Below are 16248 nucleotides of genomic sequence, written 5' to 3'. Positions count from 1 at the left end.
AGAACCAAGAATGCTTATTTCCAAGAATTGGATCACCCGCCTGCTTAATCAGGCAGGCAACCAGGGCTTCAATCCCTCCGACGAGGAATTGGACGCCGGTTTTGTCCGCGTCGGTTTTGAGACCGAGGGCTACGAGCCGCTGCCTGAGGTGACCGGCCCGCTCGTCATTGGCCGAGTAGCCGAGATCGAGGAACTGACCGGGTTTAAGAAGCCCATCCGCTACTGCCAGGTTGATGTCGGACAGGCCAACGGCACAGGTGAACTGCAGGGCATCATCTGTGGCGCGCGAAACTTCAAGGAAGGCGACCTAGTCATCGTGTCGCTTCCGGGTGCGGTATTGCCAGGTGGCTTTGCTATCTCCGCGCGCAAAACCTATGACCACATTTCGAACGGCATGATGGCATCCGCAGCAGAACTTGGCCTGGCTACAAAGAGCGAAGGCATCATCACACTGGAGGCGGGGGCAGCGACCCCGGGCGATGACGCTCGCGAGATCCTCGGCTCCGGCGACACCGTGTTCGAGGTCAACGTCACCCCGGACCGTGGCTACGCGCTGTCTGCGCGCGGCCTGACCCGTGAGATCGCATCCGCCTTCGACCTGGCGTTTAAGGATGTCGCGCAGGATCCGTCGATCGCAGGCGTTAATATGTCTGCTGTTCCGGAGCCGGCAGGCGAGAGCATCCCCGTCGAGGTTGAGGCCTCGACGAAGGCGCAGCGCTTCGGCCTGCGCACTGTGAAGGGCATCGACCCGAAGGCGCAGGCACCGTTCTGGATGCAGCGTGAACTCATGCTCAGCGGTGTTCGCTCTGTAAACGCGGCGACTGACGTGACTAACTACGTCATGCTGTTGCTTGGTCAGCCGATGCACGCATTCGACGCCGACAAGATCTCCGGCGGCTTACGGGTGCACAATGCTGAGGTCGGTCAGAAGTTTGAAACGCTCGACCACGTTGAGCGGACGCTGACCGCAGACGATGTGGTGATCAGCGACGACAACGGCATCCAGTCCCTCGCCGGCGTTATGGGTGGCACGACGTCGGAGATTTCCGACGACACCGTGAACGTCCACTTCGAGGCTGCAACCTGGGATCCGCTGACTGTTGCTCGTACTGCACGTCGCCTGAAGCTGAGCTCGGAGGCCTCTCGTCGATTTGAGCGCGGCGTTGACCCCGCCATCGTCGAGTTCGCTCTGGATGCCGCTTGTGCGCTCCTCGTCGAGATCGCTGGCGGCTCGATCGAGGCTGGCCGTACGCTTGTCGGTGACGTTAAACCGCGTGAGCCGATTGCCATGCGTGCCTCGCGCCCGTCGGAGCTCATCGGTGTGGACTACTCCCGCGATACGGTTGTGCGCCGTCTTGAGGAGGTCGGCTGCACTATCGCAGGCGAGGGTGAGAACCTTCAGGTCACGCCGCCGACATGGCGTACCGATATCACCGTTCCGGTGGAACTTGTCGAAGAGGTCGTGCGCCTTGAGGGACTCGACGATATCCCGTCGATCCTGCCAACACCGCGTGGTGGTCGCGGCTTGAGCCCGCTGCAGCGTCGCCGTCGCGCGGTCACGCACGCGCTGGCGTACTCCGGCTACGCGGAGATCATCCCGACGCCGTTTATTGCCAACGACACGTTCGACGTGTGGGGGCTCGACGCAGACGATCCGCGCCGCAACACGGTGAAGGTGCAGAACCCGTTGGATGCTGACTACGGCATCTTGGGCACGACGCTTCTGCCGTCGATGCTCGAGGCAGCAGGCCGCAATGTTGCCCGCGGCCGTGGCGATATTGCGCTCTACTCGGTTGCACAGACCTCTGAGAAGCGCGCGGATGTTTCGCCGTTGCCGGCCGTTACCCAGCGTCCAGCAGACGACGTTGTCGCAGAACTTATTCAGTCGCTGCCAAAGCAGAATCTGCATGCCGCAACGGTGGCGCTCGGCAACGTCGAGCTCGAGGGGCCGTGGGGCAATGGGCGCGCCTATGAGTGGTCGGACGCGATCCAGTCTGCGCAGATCGTCGCCCGCGCATGCGGTGTTGAACTCGACATCGTCGCTGCCGAGGTTCTGCCGTGGCACCCGGGGCGCTGTGCGGAACTCTTTGTCCGCGATGCTGCTGGCGAGCGTATCGTCGTTGGCCATGCTGGCGAGCTGCACCCGCAGATTCTGGAGAAGCTAAACCTGCCAGCGCGCACGTGCGCGATGGAGCTCGACCTGACTGCGATCCCGCTGGAGGAGCGTCTTCCGGCGCCGCGCCTGTCGTCGTTCCCGCTGTTGCACCAGGACATCGCGCTCGTCGTCGATGAGGAAGTTCCGGCTGAAGACGTCCGTCGCACTCTCGTTGAGGGCGCAGGTGAGCTTGTCGAGGACGTAACGCTTTTCGACGTCTACCGTTCGGAATCCCTCGGCGAGGGCAAGAAGTCTCTCGCATTCGGCCTGGCCTTCCGTGCGCCCGATCGCACGCTGAAGGAAGAGGAAGGCTCGGAGGCTCGCCTCAAGGCAGCCGAGTTGGCTAAGGAGCGCTTCGGCGCAGAAATGCGCGGGTAAATATTAATCCGTGAATAACTTACGGCGCACTGCATAACTGATACACTGTCCGCTATGTCAGAAAGTGTGATCAAGGTTGCGGTCGCCGGAGCCACCGGGTATGCGGGCGGTGAGATCCTCCGCCTGCTACTCGGCCACCCCGCCTACCTGGCGGGAACGTTAGAGATTGGTGCGCTAACCGGAGCATCAACCGCTGGCCAGCAGGTCGGCGATCTTATGCAGCATCTGCCGGAACTTGCAGATCGGGTCATTGAGCCAACAACAATCGATGTGCTTGCTGGCCACGATGTTGTGTTCCTCGGCTTGCCGCACGGCCACTCCGCCGAGATCGGACAGGCGCTCGGCGAGGACGTCGTCGTGATTGACTGCGCTGCAGATTTTCGGTTGCGCGATGCCGAGCAATGGAAGCGTTTCTACGGCTCTGAGCATGCAGGATCTTGGCCTTACGGGCTTCCCGAACTGCCGGGTCAGCGGGCCGCCCTGCAGGGGGCAAACCGTGTCGCTGTCCCGGGGTGTTTCCCCACTGGGGCAACGCTTGCGGCCTGGCCGGCACTCGAAGCGGGGCTCGTGGAGCCTGATCTGACCATCGTTGCTATTACCGGTGTATCCGGTGCCGGCAAGAAGGCCAATGTCGATCTGCTTGGCGCGGAAACGATGGGCTCCTTGAAAGCCTATGGCGTCGGCGGGACGCACCGGCACACACCAGAAATCCAACAGAATCTCGAGAGTGTTGCTGGCGCCAGGGTTTCCGTGAGCTTTACCCCGGTACTGGCACCGCTGCCGCGTGGGATTCTCACCACAGTGACCGCACCATTGGTGCAGGGCGTTACAGCAGAGGCGGTAAATAGCGCGTACGAACAGGCGTACCAGGGAGAACAGTTTGTCAGGCTGCTTCCGGCAGGCTCGCAGCCGCAGACCCAGCATGTCGTGGGCGCGAACATGTGTGCCGTGCAGGTTGCAGTGGACGAGCACGCCGGCAAGTTGGTGGCGACGAGTGCCATCGACAACCTGACCAAGGGCACTGGTGGTGCCGCTGTGCAATGCATGAACCTTGCACTCGGGTGGGACGAAGGGGCAGGACTATCGCGAGCTGCGGTGGCTCCGTAACCGCCACTTCACAACGACTCTCCACCCCTGTTGAAAGGAAAAACGAACAATTCATGACCACCACCGGAGTAACTGCCCCGAAGGGCTTTAGCGCTGCAGGTATCAGCGCCGGGATCAAGGCGTCTGGCAACCGTGATCTCGCATTGGTTGTCAACGAAGGCCCGGAGTTCGCTGGTGCAGCCGTATTTACTCGGAACAAAGTGTTTGCAGCGCCAGTGAAAGTGAGCCGTGAGACTGCAGCTGGCGGCACCATTAAAGCTCTGATTGTGAACTCGGGAAACGCGAACGCGTGTACCGGCGCACAAGGATACGAAGACGCAAAGGCCATGCAGCGCCTTACCGCAGAAGGCATCGGGGTCGACCCAGCCCACGTTGCGGTCTGCTCGACGGGGCTGATCGGCGACACACTTCCGATGGACAAGGTGGAAGCCGGTATCGGTGTCGTCGTCAAGCAACTCGGCGATGATGGAGCGGGTGCTGCAGATGCGATTCGGACGACAGATACGGTGGCGAAAGAAGTCGTCGTCAAGGGCGACGGCTGGACTGTGGGAGCGATGGGAAAGGGCGCCGGCATGATGGCGCCGTCGCTGGCGACGATGCTTGTCTGCATCACCACCGACGCAAAGGCTGACAGCGCCACGTTGCAGGCTGCGCTCGAGCAAGCCTGTGCCACGACGTTCAACACGTTGGATATTGATGGCTCGACTTCCACCAACGACACGGTCGTCGCAATGGCAAGCGGTGCCAGTGGCGTGACCCCAACGCAAGCAGAACTCAACGCCGCAGTGCACGAAGCGTGCGCGAAGCTAGCGGCGATGATGCAGTCGGATGCGGAAGGCGTGACCAAGCGTGTCGCGATCACCGTCCAAGGAGCGCTCGACGATGCACAAGCGCTCAACGCAGCGCGCGCGATCGGCCGTGACAGCCTGGTCAAGACTGCGATGTTCGGCTCCGATCCGAACTGGGGCCGCGTGCTGGCAGCCGTAGGTATGGCCGATGCCGAGATGGATGCGGAGAACATCTCCGTAACCTTCAACGGTCAGACCGTTTGCGAGCAGTCGACCGGCGCACCGGGCGCCCGCGACGTTGACTTGAGCGGAGCCGACATCGACGTTGTTGTGGACCTGGGCACCGGGGGAGCGGGCAGCGCAACCGTGCGCACAACCGACCTCTCGCACGCCTACGTCGAGATCAATTCCGCGTACTCGAGCTAGGAGGTGGGTGAGTTGATGCCTAATCTAACGAGTGAACAGCGCGCCACCGTCCTTGCTGAAGCACTGCCGTGGCTGCAGCACTACCGCGACAAGATTGTGGTGGTGAAGTACGGCGGTAACGCCATGATTGATGAAGACCTCAAGACGGCGTTCGCCGCAGACATGGTGTTTCTGCGCACTGTGGGCGCGAAGCCCGTGGTCGTGCACGGCGGCGGGCCGCAGATCAGCGCGATGCTCAAGCGTTTGGGCCTCGATGGCGGCGAGTTTGTCGGCGGGTTCCGCGTCACCACGCCGGAAATCCTGGATGTCGTGCGCATGGTGCTGTTTGGGCAGGTAGGACGGGATCTTCTGGGCAAGATCAACTCCCACGGCCCGTACGCGGTAGGCACCTCGGGCGAGGATGCCGGCTTGTTTACGGCCAAGCGTCGCCAGGTTGAAGTGGAAGGTGAGCTCGTTGACATCGGTCTCGTGGGCACGATCACCGACGTGAACCCGGCAGCGGTGATGGACATCATCGACGCCGGCCGTATCCCGGTCGTCTCTGGCATCGCTCCGGGCGAAAACGGCGAGGTCTACAACATCAACGCTGACGAAGCCGCGGGTGCGCTGGCAGCTGCGATCGGCGCGGAACGCCTCGTAGTTCTCACCAACGTGGAGGGCCTTTACACCGATTGGCCCAACCGCGATTCGCTTTTGTCCAAGATCGAGGCGGCCGAGCTTGAGAAGATGCTGCCGGGCCTAGACACCGGGATGATCCCGAAGATGGAAGCTTGCCTGACCGCGGTCCAGGGCGGGGTGAAAGCGGCACACGTTATTGATGGTCGTGTGGCCCACTCAGTGCTTCTCGAACTACTGACCATGGGTGGTGTGGGCACGATGGTGCTTCCAGACGATTATGACCGCACCCACTACCCAGACGGCACAATCTTTAGGAAGGATGAGGCATGAGCAACTTCGCTACACGCTGGTCGGAGTCACTGCTAGACACGTACCCAGCCCCGCCGGTTGAACTCGTCTCTGGCGATGGCGCTACCGTCACCGATGCCGACGGGAAAACGTACATCGACATGCTCGCAGGCATCGCCGTGAACGCGTTGGGACATGCCAACCCAGCCATCGTGCAGGCGGTGTCGCAGCAGGTGGCCACTCTCGGCCACGTATCTAACCTGTTTGGTTCCCATCCGGTGGTTGAAGTAGCGGAGAAGCTGCGCGCACGCGTCGGCGACGAGACCGCCCGTGTGTTTTTCAGCAACTCCGGCGCAGAGGCCAACGAGGCCGCGTTTAAGCTTGCCCGTCTCACTGGTCGGGGGCGCATCCTCGCAGCCGAGCATGGTTTCCACGGCCGCACCATGGGCTCGCTCGCGCTGACCGGACAGCCAGAGAAGCAGGCCCCGTTCGCGCCATTGCCCGCCGGCGTGGAGTTCTACCCGTATGGCGACATTGATGCGCTGACGGCTCTGGTTGAGCAGAACCCTACCGATACTGCCGCCATCATCTTGGAGCCGATTCAGGGCGAAACCGGCGTCATCCCGGCGCCCGAAGGCTTCTTGCAGGCGGTGCGCTCGCTTTGCGACGAGCACGGCATCCTCTTCATCACCGACGAAGTTCAAACCGGTGTCGGTCGCACCGGGACCTTCTTTGCCTTCGAAGACGCAGGGGTCGTGCCGGATGTCATCACCATGGCCAAAGGTCTCGGCGGGGGACTGCCCATCGGCGCGACGATAGCCCGCGGTAAAGCCGCGACACTGTTCACTCCGGGCAGCCACGGCACAACCTTCGGTGGCAACCCCGTCGCATGTGCTGCGGCAAACGCGGTGCTGGACACGATTGACGATGGGTTCCTGGCCAATGTTCGTCGCAAAGCAGCAGTGCTTATCGACGAAACCACGGACGTTCCCGGCGTCGCGGAAGTGCGCGGCCGGGGACTCATGCTGGGCGTTGTGCTGGAGCAACCGGTTGCGAAGCTCGTCGTCAAGCATGGGCTCGAACACGGCGTCATTCTGAACGCGCCGTCCGACACCGTCATCCGACTCACCCCACCCCTGGTAATTAGCGACAACGAGATCCAGCAGGCGGTTGAGCGTCTCGCAGCCGCAATCGCACAAGCCGCAGAAAGGAACTAGACCAATGGCTCGTCATTTTCTCGCAGACGACGATCTCACCCCAGCAGAACAGGCTGAAGTCCTTGCACTCGCAGCGGAGCTGAAAAAGGCTCCGCTGTCGCACCGGCCGTTGGAAGGGCCGCTTTCAGTGGCAGTCCTGTTTGACAAGACCTCGACACGTACGCGGTTCTCATTCGACGCTGGTATTGCGCAACTTGGCGGTCAGGCGATTGTGACTGAGACTGGGCACGCACAGATGGGCAAGGGCGAATCTTTCCAGGACACCGGTGCCGTACTGTCCCGCTACGTACAGGCAATTGTGTGGCGCACCTACGATCACCAGAACCTCGTGGACATGGCTGAGGCAGCCACCGTTCCTGTGGTCAATGCACTTACCGATGACCTGCACCCATGCCAGATCCTGGCGGACCTGCAAACCATCATCGAGGAGTTCTGCCCCGAGGAAGGTGCCGCTGGTTTGAAGGGGTTGAAAGCGGTGTACCTCGGCGACGGTGACAACAACATGGCTAACTCGTACCTGATCGGTTTCGCTACAGCGGGGATGGACATCACTGTTATCGCGCCCAAGGAATTCCAGCCGCGTGCCGAGTTTGTCGAGCGCGCCGAGAAGCGCGCCGCAGAAACCGGCGCCCGTGTCACCGTGACTGATGATGTTGCAGCTGCTGAAGACGCGAACGTCGTGATCACCGACACCTGGATCTCGATGGGCATGGAAGAAGACGGCAAGGATCGTTGCACACCGTTCTTGCCCTACCAGGTTGATGCGGACCTGATGGCGCGCGCGGCAAACGATGCAATATTCTTGCATTGCCTTCCCGCGTACCGCGGGAACGAGGTCGCCGCGGAGGTCATTGATGGCCCGCAGTCGCGCGTCTTCGACGAGGCTGAAAACCGTTTACATGCGCAGAAAGCGTTGCTGACCTGGCTTCTGGAGCACCAATAATGTCCCAACCTGTATCCCGTACCGCACGCCAAGCACGGATCCTCGAGTTGCTTGAGCAGACTCGTGTTTCCTCGCAGATTCAGCTGTCAGAGCTGCTGCTCGCAGAAGGCATCGACATTACGCAGGCGACCCTGTCGAGGGACTTGGATGAACTTGGTGCGAAGAAGATCCGCCCATCTGGCGGCGGCCGTGCCTACTACACGATCAACGGCGATGCCGATGGTTTTGAAAACGCGCAGACTGGCCCCCGTGAGAAGCTCCGCCGCATGATCGACGAGTTGGTCGTATCCGCGGATGGCTCGGGTCAACTTGCACTGCTGCGCACGCCCCCAGGTGCGGCGCAGTACCTGGCCAGCTACATTGACCGCGTAGGCCTCGACCAGGTTGTCGGCTGCATTGCTGGCGACGACACAATTTTTGTTCTTGCACGCGAACCGCTCACCGGCGTAGAACTTGCCGTGGAACTCTTCGGCGGACACGCCCGGGGCAGCGACTAAAAAGTTTTACCCTGCAGGTAACCTCATACTATTCATGAAATCTTTCGAAGGAGAATCGTTCTACCATGACTAATCGCGTTGTTCTTGCATATTCAGGCGGTTTGGACACGTCCGTTGCTATCCCGTACCTGGCTGAAATGACCGGCGGTGAAGTGATCGCGGTCTCCCTCGACCTTGGACAGGGCGGCGAGGACATGGAATCAGTGCGCCAGCGCGCATTGGACTGCGGTGCAGTGGAGTCCATTGTTGTGGACGCCAAGGATGAGTTTGCCGAGGAGTATTGCCTGCCCACCATCAAGGCAAACGGTATGTACCAGGGCGAGTACCCGCTGGTTTCCGCGATTTCGCGCCCGCTGATTGTCAAGCATCTCGTTGAGGCTGGTCACAAGTACGGCGGCACCCACGTCGCCCACGGCTGCACCGGCAAGGGCAACGACCAGGTTCGTTTCGAGGTCGGATTCCTGAACCAGGATCCGGACCTGGAGATCATCGCTCCGGCTCGTGACTATGCCTGGACCCGCGATAAGGCCATCGAGTACGCAGAGGGCAAGAACTTGCCGATTGAGCAGTCTGCCGCGTCGCCGTTCTCCATCGACCAGAACGTGTGGGGCCGCGCAGTTGAGACCGGCTTCCTTGAGGATCTGTGGAACCCGCCGACAAAGGACCTCTACGCCTACACCGAGGACCCGGCGCTCGGCAACGCTCCGGACGAGGTCATCATCTCCTTCGAGTCCGGCAAGCCGGTGGCTATCGACGGCCGTAAGGTCACGGTCCTCGAAGCAGTCGAAGAGATGAACCGTCGCGCAGGTGCCCAGGGTGTTGGCCGTCTCGACATGGTTGAGGACCGTCTGGTTGGCATCAAGTCCCGCGAGGTCTACGAAGCGCCGGGCGCCGTCGCGCTGATCACCGCTCACAAGGCTCTTGAGGACGTCACCGTTGAGCGCGAGTTGGCTCGCTACAAGCGTCTTATCGATGCACGCTGGTCCGAGGAGGTGTACGACGGCCTCTGGTTCGGCCCGCTGAAGCGCTCCCTGGATGCGTTCATCGAGTCCACCCAGGAGCACGTCACCGGCGATATCCGCATGGTCCTGCACGCTGGCCAGATCACGGTCAACGGCCGTCGTTCCAACCACTCGTTGTACGACTTCAACCTGGCTACCTACGACACCGGCGATACCTTCGACCAGACCCTGGCTAAGGGCTTCGTGCGTTTGCACGGTCTGTCCTCCCAGATCGCGAACAAGCGCGACCGCGAGGCCGGCAAGTAAATGGAGCAGCACAAGACAAACGAAGGTGCGCTCTGGGGCGGTCGTTTTTCCGGCGGCCCGTCGGAAGCCATGTTCGCCCTGTCCGTGTCTACCCATTTTGACTGGGTGCTTGCGCCATACGATGTGCTCGCATCCAAGGCGCACGCGAAGGTGCTGAACAAGGCAGGTTTGCTTAGCGACGACGACCTCGCCGTCATGCTCGACGGCCTGGACCAACTCGGCCGCGACGTTGCCGACGGCTCGTTCGGTCCGCTGCCGACCGATGAGGATGTCCATGGTGCGATGGAGCGTGGACTCATCGACCGTGTCGGGCCCGAGATCGGTGGTCGCCTGCGTGCTGGACGTTCCCGCAACGACCAGGTTGCGGCCATGTTCCGGATGTGGCTGCGCGATGCCCTGCGAAGTGTCGCACTCGATGTCAGCGATCTGATCGACGCGATCGTCGCACAGGCGGAAGCCCACCCAGACGCGATCATGCCTGGCAAGACCCACTTCCAGGCTGCACAGCCGATCCTGCTTGCGCACTCGCTGTTGGCGCATGCCCAGCCGCTGCTGCGTGACCTGGACCGGATCAAGGATGCCGACAAGCGACTGGCAGTCTCGCCGTACGGTTCCGGAGCGCTGGCTGGTTCGTCGCTGCACCTCGACCCAGAGGCGATCGCAGAGGAGCTTGGTTTCGATTCTGCAACCGACAACTCGCTCGACGGCACCTCATCGCGCGACTTTGCTGCAGAATCCGCGTACGTCCTGGCACAGATTGCGATTGATATCTCTCGTTTCGCCGAAGAGATCATCGCGTGGTCCACACCAGAGTTCGGTTACGTCACGCTGCATGACGCGTGGTCGACCGGCTCGTCGATCATGCCTCAGAAGAAGAACCCGGACGTTCCGGAACTTGCCCGCGGCAAGGCTGGTCGCTTGATCGGTAACCTTTCCGGTTTGCTCGCCACGCTGAAGGCTATGCCGCTGGCGTACAACCGTGACCTTCAGGAAGACAAGGAGCCGTTGGTCGACTCGGTCACGCAGCTCTCCATCCTCCTGCCGGCGTTCACTGGACTGGTTTCCACGTTGACGTTCCACGAAGACCGCATGCGCGAACTGGCTCCAGCAGGGTTCACATTGGCCACCGACCTTGCCGAATGGATGGTGCGCCAGGGCGTTCCATTCCGCGAAGCACACGAGGCTTCGGGAGCCTGCGTTCGCATCGCAGAATCCCGTGGTGTCGATCTCGTGGATCTGACGGATGAGGAGCTAGCGGGCGTCGATAAGCGTCTGCTCCCCGAAGTGCGCGAGGTACTTACTGTCGATGGGGCGGTCGCATCCCGCGATACCCGCGGCGGTACTGCGAAACCGCGTGTGGTGGAGCAGCGGGAGCGTGTGCGCGAAGCGAACAAGGCTGCGCGCCAGTGGGCAGAGCAGCCAGTACGGAAGAAGTAAATACACGTTCGCAGAGCGCAGTTCAGAGTTTCCCTTTAGCATTGGGATATGGATGCGCCAAATACCTATGAAGCCAAGCCCCGGGGACGGTCAGTCTCCGTGGTGCTTGGCCTCATTTTTATTGCAGTGGTCATCGCCGCAGTCGCTTTAGGCCGGGGGCTTCTTCCCTTTGGCAGTGATGGCGACGAAAAAGACAGTGGCGGTGAATCAAATCGCCAGTCTCAGGGCAACGTGCAGCAACTCCACGGAGTAATCGGCTCTGAAAAGCGGGCTTTCTTTGAAGACCCCAAGGTCAAGGACAGACTTGCAGCGTTGGGCTACAGCGTCAGCGTGACAACAGCGGGGTCCCGCCAGATAGCTACCACCACGGATATTGCCGCACAAGATTTCGTTTTCCCGTCTTCCGGGCCTGCCACGCAAAAGGTGCGCGAACAGGGCAGTGGCTACTCGGTGGATTTCCCGTTCTTCTCCCCGATGGCGGTAGCGAGCTGGAAGCCGATTGCGGATCTACTGGTAGCTGAGGGAGTCGTGGCTGAGCAGAACGGCGCTTACACACTGGACGTGAACAAGTACATGGACTTGGCCCGCTCCGGAAAACGATGGCGCGACCTCGGGGACGCGTTTCCGTCGCCACGCAATGTACAGATCCGCTCGACAGATATCCGCACCTCAAACTCCGCCGCGATGTATCTGTCGCTGTTGGCGTGGGAGGTAGCACAGCGAGAACCCGATCGCGCCAATGACGTTGGTTTTCTTGTCGACGAGATCGCGCCCTTCTTCACCGCTCAGGGATACAGCGAAGCGTCATCCTCTGGCCCTTTTGCGGACTACCTCAGCCAAGGCATGGGAGCGGTACCGATGGTGATGGTGTACGAAGCACAGTTCATTGGTGAGCAGATGCGAGATAGTTCCCGAATCCGCGACGATATGGTGCTGCTGCAACTCAGTCCGACAGTGCTGGCTAACCACGGCATCGTCGGGGTGAGCGAGGGAGGTAGAGAACTCGGTCGTCTGCTCACCAACGACCCCGAGCTACAAAAGCTGGCCGCGTACCACGGATTCCGGCCCGCGACCTCAGGCAACCTGGCCCAAGAGATGGAGGATCGAGGGCTCGATGCGCCTGCGGACTACGTCAATTCCATCGACCCACCCTCCTACGACAGGCTTGAACAACTCATCGACGGTGTCGGTCAACGCTATGGCGGAGAACCCGCACCGGTGAAGGAGGAGGAATAATGAATCGCCTCGTCGCGGCGCTTGCTGCGTTCATGTCTCTGGTGCTCGTCGCGTGTAGCACTTTCGAAGAAGGCACTTCCAATACTCCTGATACATCCGGCGCAGGGCCCAGCGGTAATGCCGATCTGACCATTGTCGCTGCAACCGAGCTCAAAGACGTCGAAGAATTGGTTGATCGTGCAGCAGAGGAGCTCGGCTTCACTATCGACATGCAGTTCCCCGGCGGAACTTTAGAAAACTCCCAAACGCTCAAACAGGGAGGTTTCGATGGGGAAGTGGATGCCACATGGTTTGCTACGAACCGCTACGTCAACCTGATCGGCGCCTCCGACAAGTTGGACGGTGAGACAAAGATTGCCACAAGCCCCGTCGCGTTCGGTGTATGGGAGGACAGCGCAAAGCGTCTCGGCTGGGACACCAAGCAGCCCACCTGGGCCGAGTTTGCCGACGCTGCCGCAAGCGGCAAGTTCACGTTCGGGATGACCAACCCGCAAGCCTCGAACTCGGGATTCTCCGCACTCGTCTCGGTGGCGACTGCGCTCGCAGACACCGGCGATGCGATTTCCCCTACTGACTTGGAGCGCGTTGGGCCACAGCTCAAGGAAATGTTCGAAGCGCAATCTATGGTTTCCGGTTCTTCCGGGTGGCTGGCTGAGACGTTTGTCAATGACTCGTCCCGAGGCGATGGCATCATCAACTACGAAGCAACACTTCACCAGCTAAAGGCCCAAGGTGTGCCTATTGAGGTTGTTGTCCCCGCCGATGGCGTGATTTCCGCAGATTACCCGTTATCGGCACTGGCTAACCCTGCGCATGCAGACGCGCGGGGTCGGGTAGAAGAGCTGTCGCGCTGGCTCCTGGAACACCAAGAGGACATCGCTCAGACCTATCGCAGGCCTGTGACCGGCGTGGATAACGTGCCGGTGGAGATAGCCAACCAACACGTCATCGAGCTGCCGTTCCCAGCCAACGAGGGAGTCGTCGATGAGCTGCTTTATGCGTACGACAACTCCTACCGCAAACCAGGCCGAACAACGTTTGTGCTAGATACTTCCGGGTCGATGGAAGGGCAGCGGTTGGCGTCGCTGAAAAGCATCATGCACTCGCTTATCGACGGCTCCGCTTCAACACTCACCGGTGACGTCTCCCTACGCGACCGGGAAACCGTCACGTTGCAAGCCTTTGATTTCGCACCACACGAACCGTTGACAGTTCGCTTCTCCCGGGAAGATCCGAAGTCTGCTGAAAAACTATCTGACTTCGTCGATGGTCTCCAGGCTGAGGGCGGAACCGCGGTGTATGAAACCTTGCTGAAGGCATTGAGGAATACGGACCCGAACGGAGGTATTCCGTCGATAGTTTTGCTGAGTGATGGTGAAAGCACCGTTGCCCCAGACTATGTCGAATTCAAGAGGCAGTATGAAGCATTGCCAGAACAGCTGCGTAACGTGCCTGTGTTCGTTATCTTGTACGGCGATGCTAATGCGATAGAGATGCAAGCACTTGCAGATCTCACCGGTGGTGAGGTGTTTGACGCGCTTGGTGGCGACCTGGCTGCTGCCTTTAAGGAGATTCGTGGATTCCAATAATTCGTCTGCGGGAAAAGCAGCCCGGTATTTCGCCTCACCCAAGAACCAGCTTGGGTTGGTGCTGGCCACCCTCGTGGTTGTGGTTCATATTGCGGTAGGTATCGGACTGTTCTGGCCGGTCGCCGCGGCGGCCGCGTATGGCGCCGGCGCGGCTCTTGCGCCGTCCCGGAAAACCAAGGAACTTCCAGCAGCACCAACCCTGCCCACGTCGCAAGTTCTCGAGAATGCGCTGCGGCAAACGACTGATCGGTTGGAATCGGCGAAGCCACCACGTCAGGTGATGATGCAGGCGCGAGCGTTTGAAAAAGCCTCCAAGTTCGTATTGTCCGAGTGGGAACACCTCGAGCCGACGCCTAAGCACCGGCAGACGATGTGGAATGTAGTCAATGTGTACTACCCGGAGGTCGTCGATACGTACCTTGATGCCCCTCAGTACCGAGACAAGTCTGCGGTGAGCGTGGTTGTGGACTCTTTAACCACGCTCACTCGCGCTGCTGAGCGGGTGCAGCAGGGGATTTTGGACGACAATCTGCGCGCCATGGATTCACAAGCGCAGTTCCTGCGTCAAGAGCTCGGTGAGTTGCCCGGACTCGACGACAGCTACCACGGAGGCAGCGGGTACGATCCGAAAGCATGAGTCTGGATCCGAAGCTTCTTAACGTCCTCGCGTGTCCCAAAGACAAGGGAACGCTGGAGTATGACCAAGAGCGGGAGCTGCTGGTCAACGAACGCCTCGGCATTGCCTATCGCATTGACGACGGCATCCCAGTTCTGCTCATCGACGAAGCAGAGCCATACATCTCGGCAAAGTAGAAGACGGAGAAAAACCCAATGAGCAAAAACATCATTGATGAGCTTGAGTGGCGCGGGCTGATCAACCAGTCCACGGACCTCGACGCACTGCGGAAGGAAACCGAGCAGCCGATCGTGCTGTACTGCGGCTTCGACCCGACTGGTCCCTCGCTGCACGCCGGCCACCTCGTTCCGCTGCTCATGCTGCGCCGCTTCCAAGAAGCAGGCCACACACCGATCGTGCTTGCTGGTGGCGCTACCGGCATGATCGGTGACCCCCGCGATGTGGGGGAGCGTTCTATGAACTCCGCGGACACCGTCCGTGATTGGGCGGACCGGATCAGCGGCCAGCTCAAGCGCTTCGTGCACTTTGATGGCGACAATGCAGCACGCCTGGTCAACAACAACGACTGGATTAAAGACCTTGGCGTTATCGAGTTCCTGCGTGATGTGGGCAAGCACTTCTCGCTGTCCACGATGCTCGGCCGCGACACGGTGAAGCGTCGTCTGGAGAACGACGGCATTTCTTACACCGAGTTTTCCTACATGCTGCTGCAGGCGAATGACTACGTGCAGCTGCGCCGCAACCACAATTGCGTGCTGCAGGTTGGCGGCGGCGATCAGTGGGGCAACCTCGTTGCGGGCGTTGACCTGAATCGTCGTATGGACGGCGAGCAGGTTCACGCGTTGACTGTTCCGCTGGTGACGGATTCCGAAGGTAAGAAGTTCGGCAAGTCCACTGGTGGCGGCTCGCTGTGGCTGGATCCCGAGATGACCAGTCCGTACACCTGGTACCAGTACTTCGTAAACACTGCGGACGCCGATGTCATCCGTTACCTGCGTTGGTTCACCTTCCTTGACCAGGAAGAGCTCAACCGCCTGGAGACCGAAGTGGCGGAGCGCCCATTCAAGCGTGAAGCCCAGCGTCGCTTGGCGCAGGAGATGACCGATCTGGTCCACGGCAAGGAAGCCCGTGAGGCTGTCGAACTCGCATCGCAAGCTCTGTTCGGTCGCGCAGAACTTACTGACCTCGACGAGAAGACCCTCGCATCGGCAGTCTCTGAAACCTCTGTCTTTGAGATCCCAGCCGGCGAAACCACGGATATCGTGGAGCTTCTCGTCGGTGCTGGTCTTGCAGAGTCGAAGGGTGCAGCGCGCCGCTCCATCAAGGAAGGTGGCGTGTACGTGAACAACGAGCGCGTCGAAGACGAGGCGTGGGCGCCGTCTGACCAGGATTTCCTCCACGGCACATGGCTGGTCCTGCGCCGAGGCAAGAAGAACTTCGCAGGCGCTAAGCGCGCATAAGCAACTGCTTATCGACGACACCACCCAGGCAGAAACCACCATCTGCCTGGGTGTTTGTGTTGTTTGTGAGTTCGTGGTTATATCTTCATCCGTTGCTTCGAGCGGCCTTGAGGGGCTGGCGAGAGGGAACAAGTTAATTTCATGAGGTTACGTGTTCAAGGTAAACGCTGGTTGAACTTGGGTTTGACTTTGGTTTACGTTGTG

At 60.5% G+C, this 16248-nt stretch carries 14 protein-coding genes; all 14 read left to right on the top strand.

Annotated features, from left to right (window positions below; genetic code table 11):
* Positions 1 to 10: 10 nt before the first annotated feature.
* The 14 genes from pheT (at position 11) to tyrS (ending at position 16044) form a co-directional block, all read left to right on the top strand.
* Positions 11 to 2533, top strand: a complete 2523-nt coding sequence (pheT, locus tag HMPREF2736_RS00080) for a phenylalanine--tRNA ligase subunit beta (RefSeq protein ID WP_070828607.1) — start codon at positions 11 to 13, stop codon at positions 2531 to 2533.
* A gap of 54 nt (positions 2534 to 2587) precedes the next feature.
* Complete coding sequence (argC, locus tag HMPREF2736_RS00075; protein WP_070828606.1) at positions 2588 to 3640, top strand: N-acetyl-gamma-glutamyl-phosphate reductase; 1053 nt, start codon at positions 2588 to 2590, stop codon at positions 3638 to 3640.
* A gap of 53 nt (positions 3641 to 3693) precedes the next feature.
* Positions 3694 to 4854 carry a bifunctional glutamate N-acetyltransferase/amino-acid acetyltransferase ArgJ gene (argJ, locus tag HMPREF2736_RS00070; RefSeq protein ID WP_070828605.1) on the top strand — a complete coding sequence of 387 codons (1161 nt, stop codon included), beginning with the start codon at positions 3694 to 3696 and terminating at the stop codon, positions 4852 to 4854.
* Positions 4855 to 4869: 15 nt separating this feature from the next.
* Positions 4870 to 5802, top strand: coding sequence for an acetylglutamate kinase (gene argB, locus HMPREF2736_RS00065; protein ID WP_371326392.1), 933 nt, complete (start codon positions 4870 to 4872; stop codon positions 5800 to 5802).
* Positions 5799 to 6977, top strand: coding sequence for an acetylornithine transaminase (locus HMPREF2736_RS00060; protein ID WP_070828604.1), 1179 nt, complete (start codon positions 5799 to 5801; stop codon positions 6975 to 6977). The genes argB and HMPREF2736_RS00060 overlap by 4 nt, the downstream gene beginning before the upstream one ends.
* Positions 6978 to 6981: 4 nt before the next feature.
* Positions 6982 to 7920 (top strand): ornithine carbamoyltransferase, encoded by a 939-nt coding sequence (argF, locus tag HMPREF2736_RS00055; protein ID WP_070828603.1) that lies wholly within the window; start codon positions 6982 to 6984, stop codon positions 7918 to 7920.
* Positions 7920 to 8417 carry an arginine repressor gene (locus tag HMPREF2736_RS00050; protein ID WP_070449951.1) on the top strand — a complete coding sequence of 166 codons (498 nt, stop codon included), beginning with the start codon at positions 7920 to 7922 and terminating at the stop codon, positions 8415 to 8417. The genes argF and HMPREF2736_RS00050 overlap by 1 nt, the downstream gene beginning before the upstream one ends.
* A 65-nt stretch (positions 8418 to 8482) precedes the next feature.
* Positions 8483 to 9685 carry an argininosuccinate synthase gene (locus tag HMPREF2736_RS00045; RefSeq protein WP_070828602.1) on the top strand — a complete coding sequence of 401 codons (1203 nt, stop codon included), beginning with the start codon at positions 8483 to 8485 and terminating at the stop codon, positions 9683 to 9685.
* Entirely contained in the window at positions 9686 to 11122 is a 1437-nt protein-coding gene (gene argH, locus HMPREF2736_RS00040; protein WP_070828601.1) for an argininosuccinate lyase, read from the top strand.
* Between the two features lie 48 nt (positions 11123 to 11170).
* Entirely contained in the window at positions 11171 to 12358 is a 1188-nt protein-coding gene (locus HMPREF2736_RS00035; RefSeq protein WP_070828600.1) for a hypothetical protein, read from the top strand.
* Positions 12358 to 13947: a VWA domain-containing protein gene (locus tag HMPREF2736_RS00030; protein ID WP_070828599.1), complete on the top strand. Its 1590-nt coding sequence runs from the start codon at positions 12358 to 12360 to the stop codon at positions 13945 to 13947. Before HMPREF2736_RS00035 ends, HMPREF2736_RS00030 begins: the two co-directional genes overlap by 1 nt.
* Positions 13934 to 14584 carry a hypothetical protein gene (locus HMPREF2736_RS00025; protein ID WP_070422902.1) on the top strand — a complete coding sequence of 217 codons (651 nt, stop codon included), beginning with the start codon at positions 13934 to 13936 and terminating at the stop codon, positions 14582 to 14584. The genes HMPREF2736_RS00030 and HMPREF2736_RS00025 overlap by 14 nt, the downstream gene beginning before the upstream one ends.
* The gene (locus HMPREF2736_RS00020; protein WP_070422901.1) at positions 14581 to 14760 is read left to right on the top strand and encodes a Trm112 family protein; all 180 of its coding nucleotides are present in this window, start codon (positions 14581 to 14583) and stop codon (positions 14758 to 14760) included. Before HMPREF2736_RS00025 ends, HMPREF2736_RS00020 begins: the two co-directional genes overlap by 4 nt.
* Positions 14761 to 14778: 18 nt before the next feature.
* Positions 14779 to 16044: a tyrosine--tRNA ligase gene (gene tyrS, locus HMPREF2736_RS00015; RefSeq protein ID WP_070422900.1), complete on the top strand. Its 1266-nt coding sequence runs from the start codon at positions 14779 to 14781 to the stop codon at positions 16042 to 16044.
* Positions 16045 to 16248: the final 204 nt, after the last annotated feature.

Origin of the sequence: Corynebacterium sp. HMSC036E10 (assembly GCF_001836265.1) — a bacterium.
In the GTDB taxonomy this organism is placed as follows: domain Bacteria; phylum Actinomycetota; class Actinomycetes; order Mycobacteriales; family Mycobacteriaceae; genus Corynebacterium; species Corynebacterium coyleae.
Note: the sequence above shows the minus strand (reverse complement) of the source record. Positions and strands in the feature narration are given on the sequence as shown.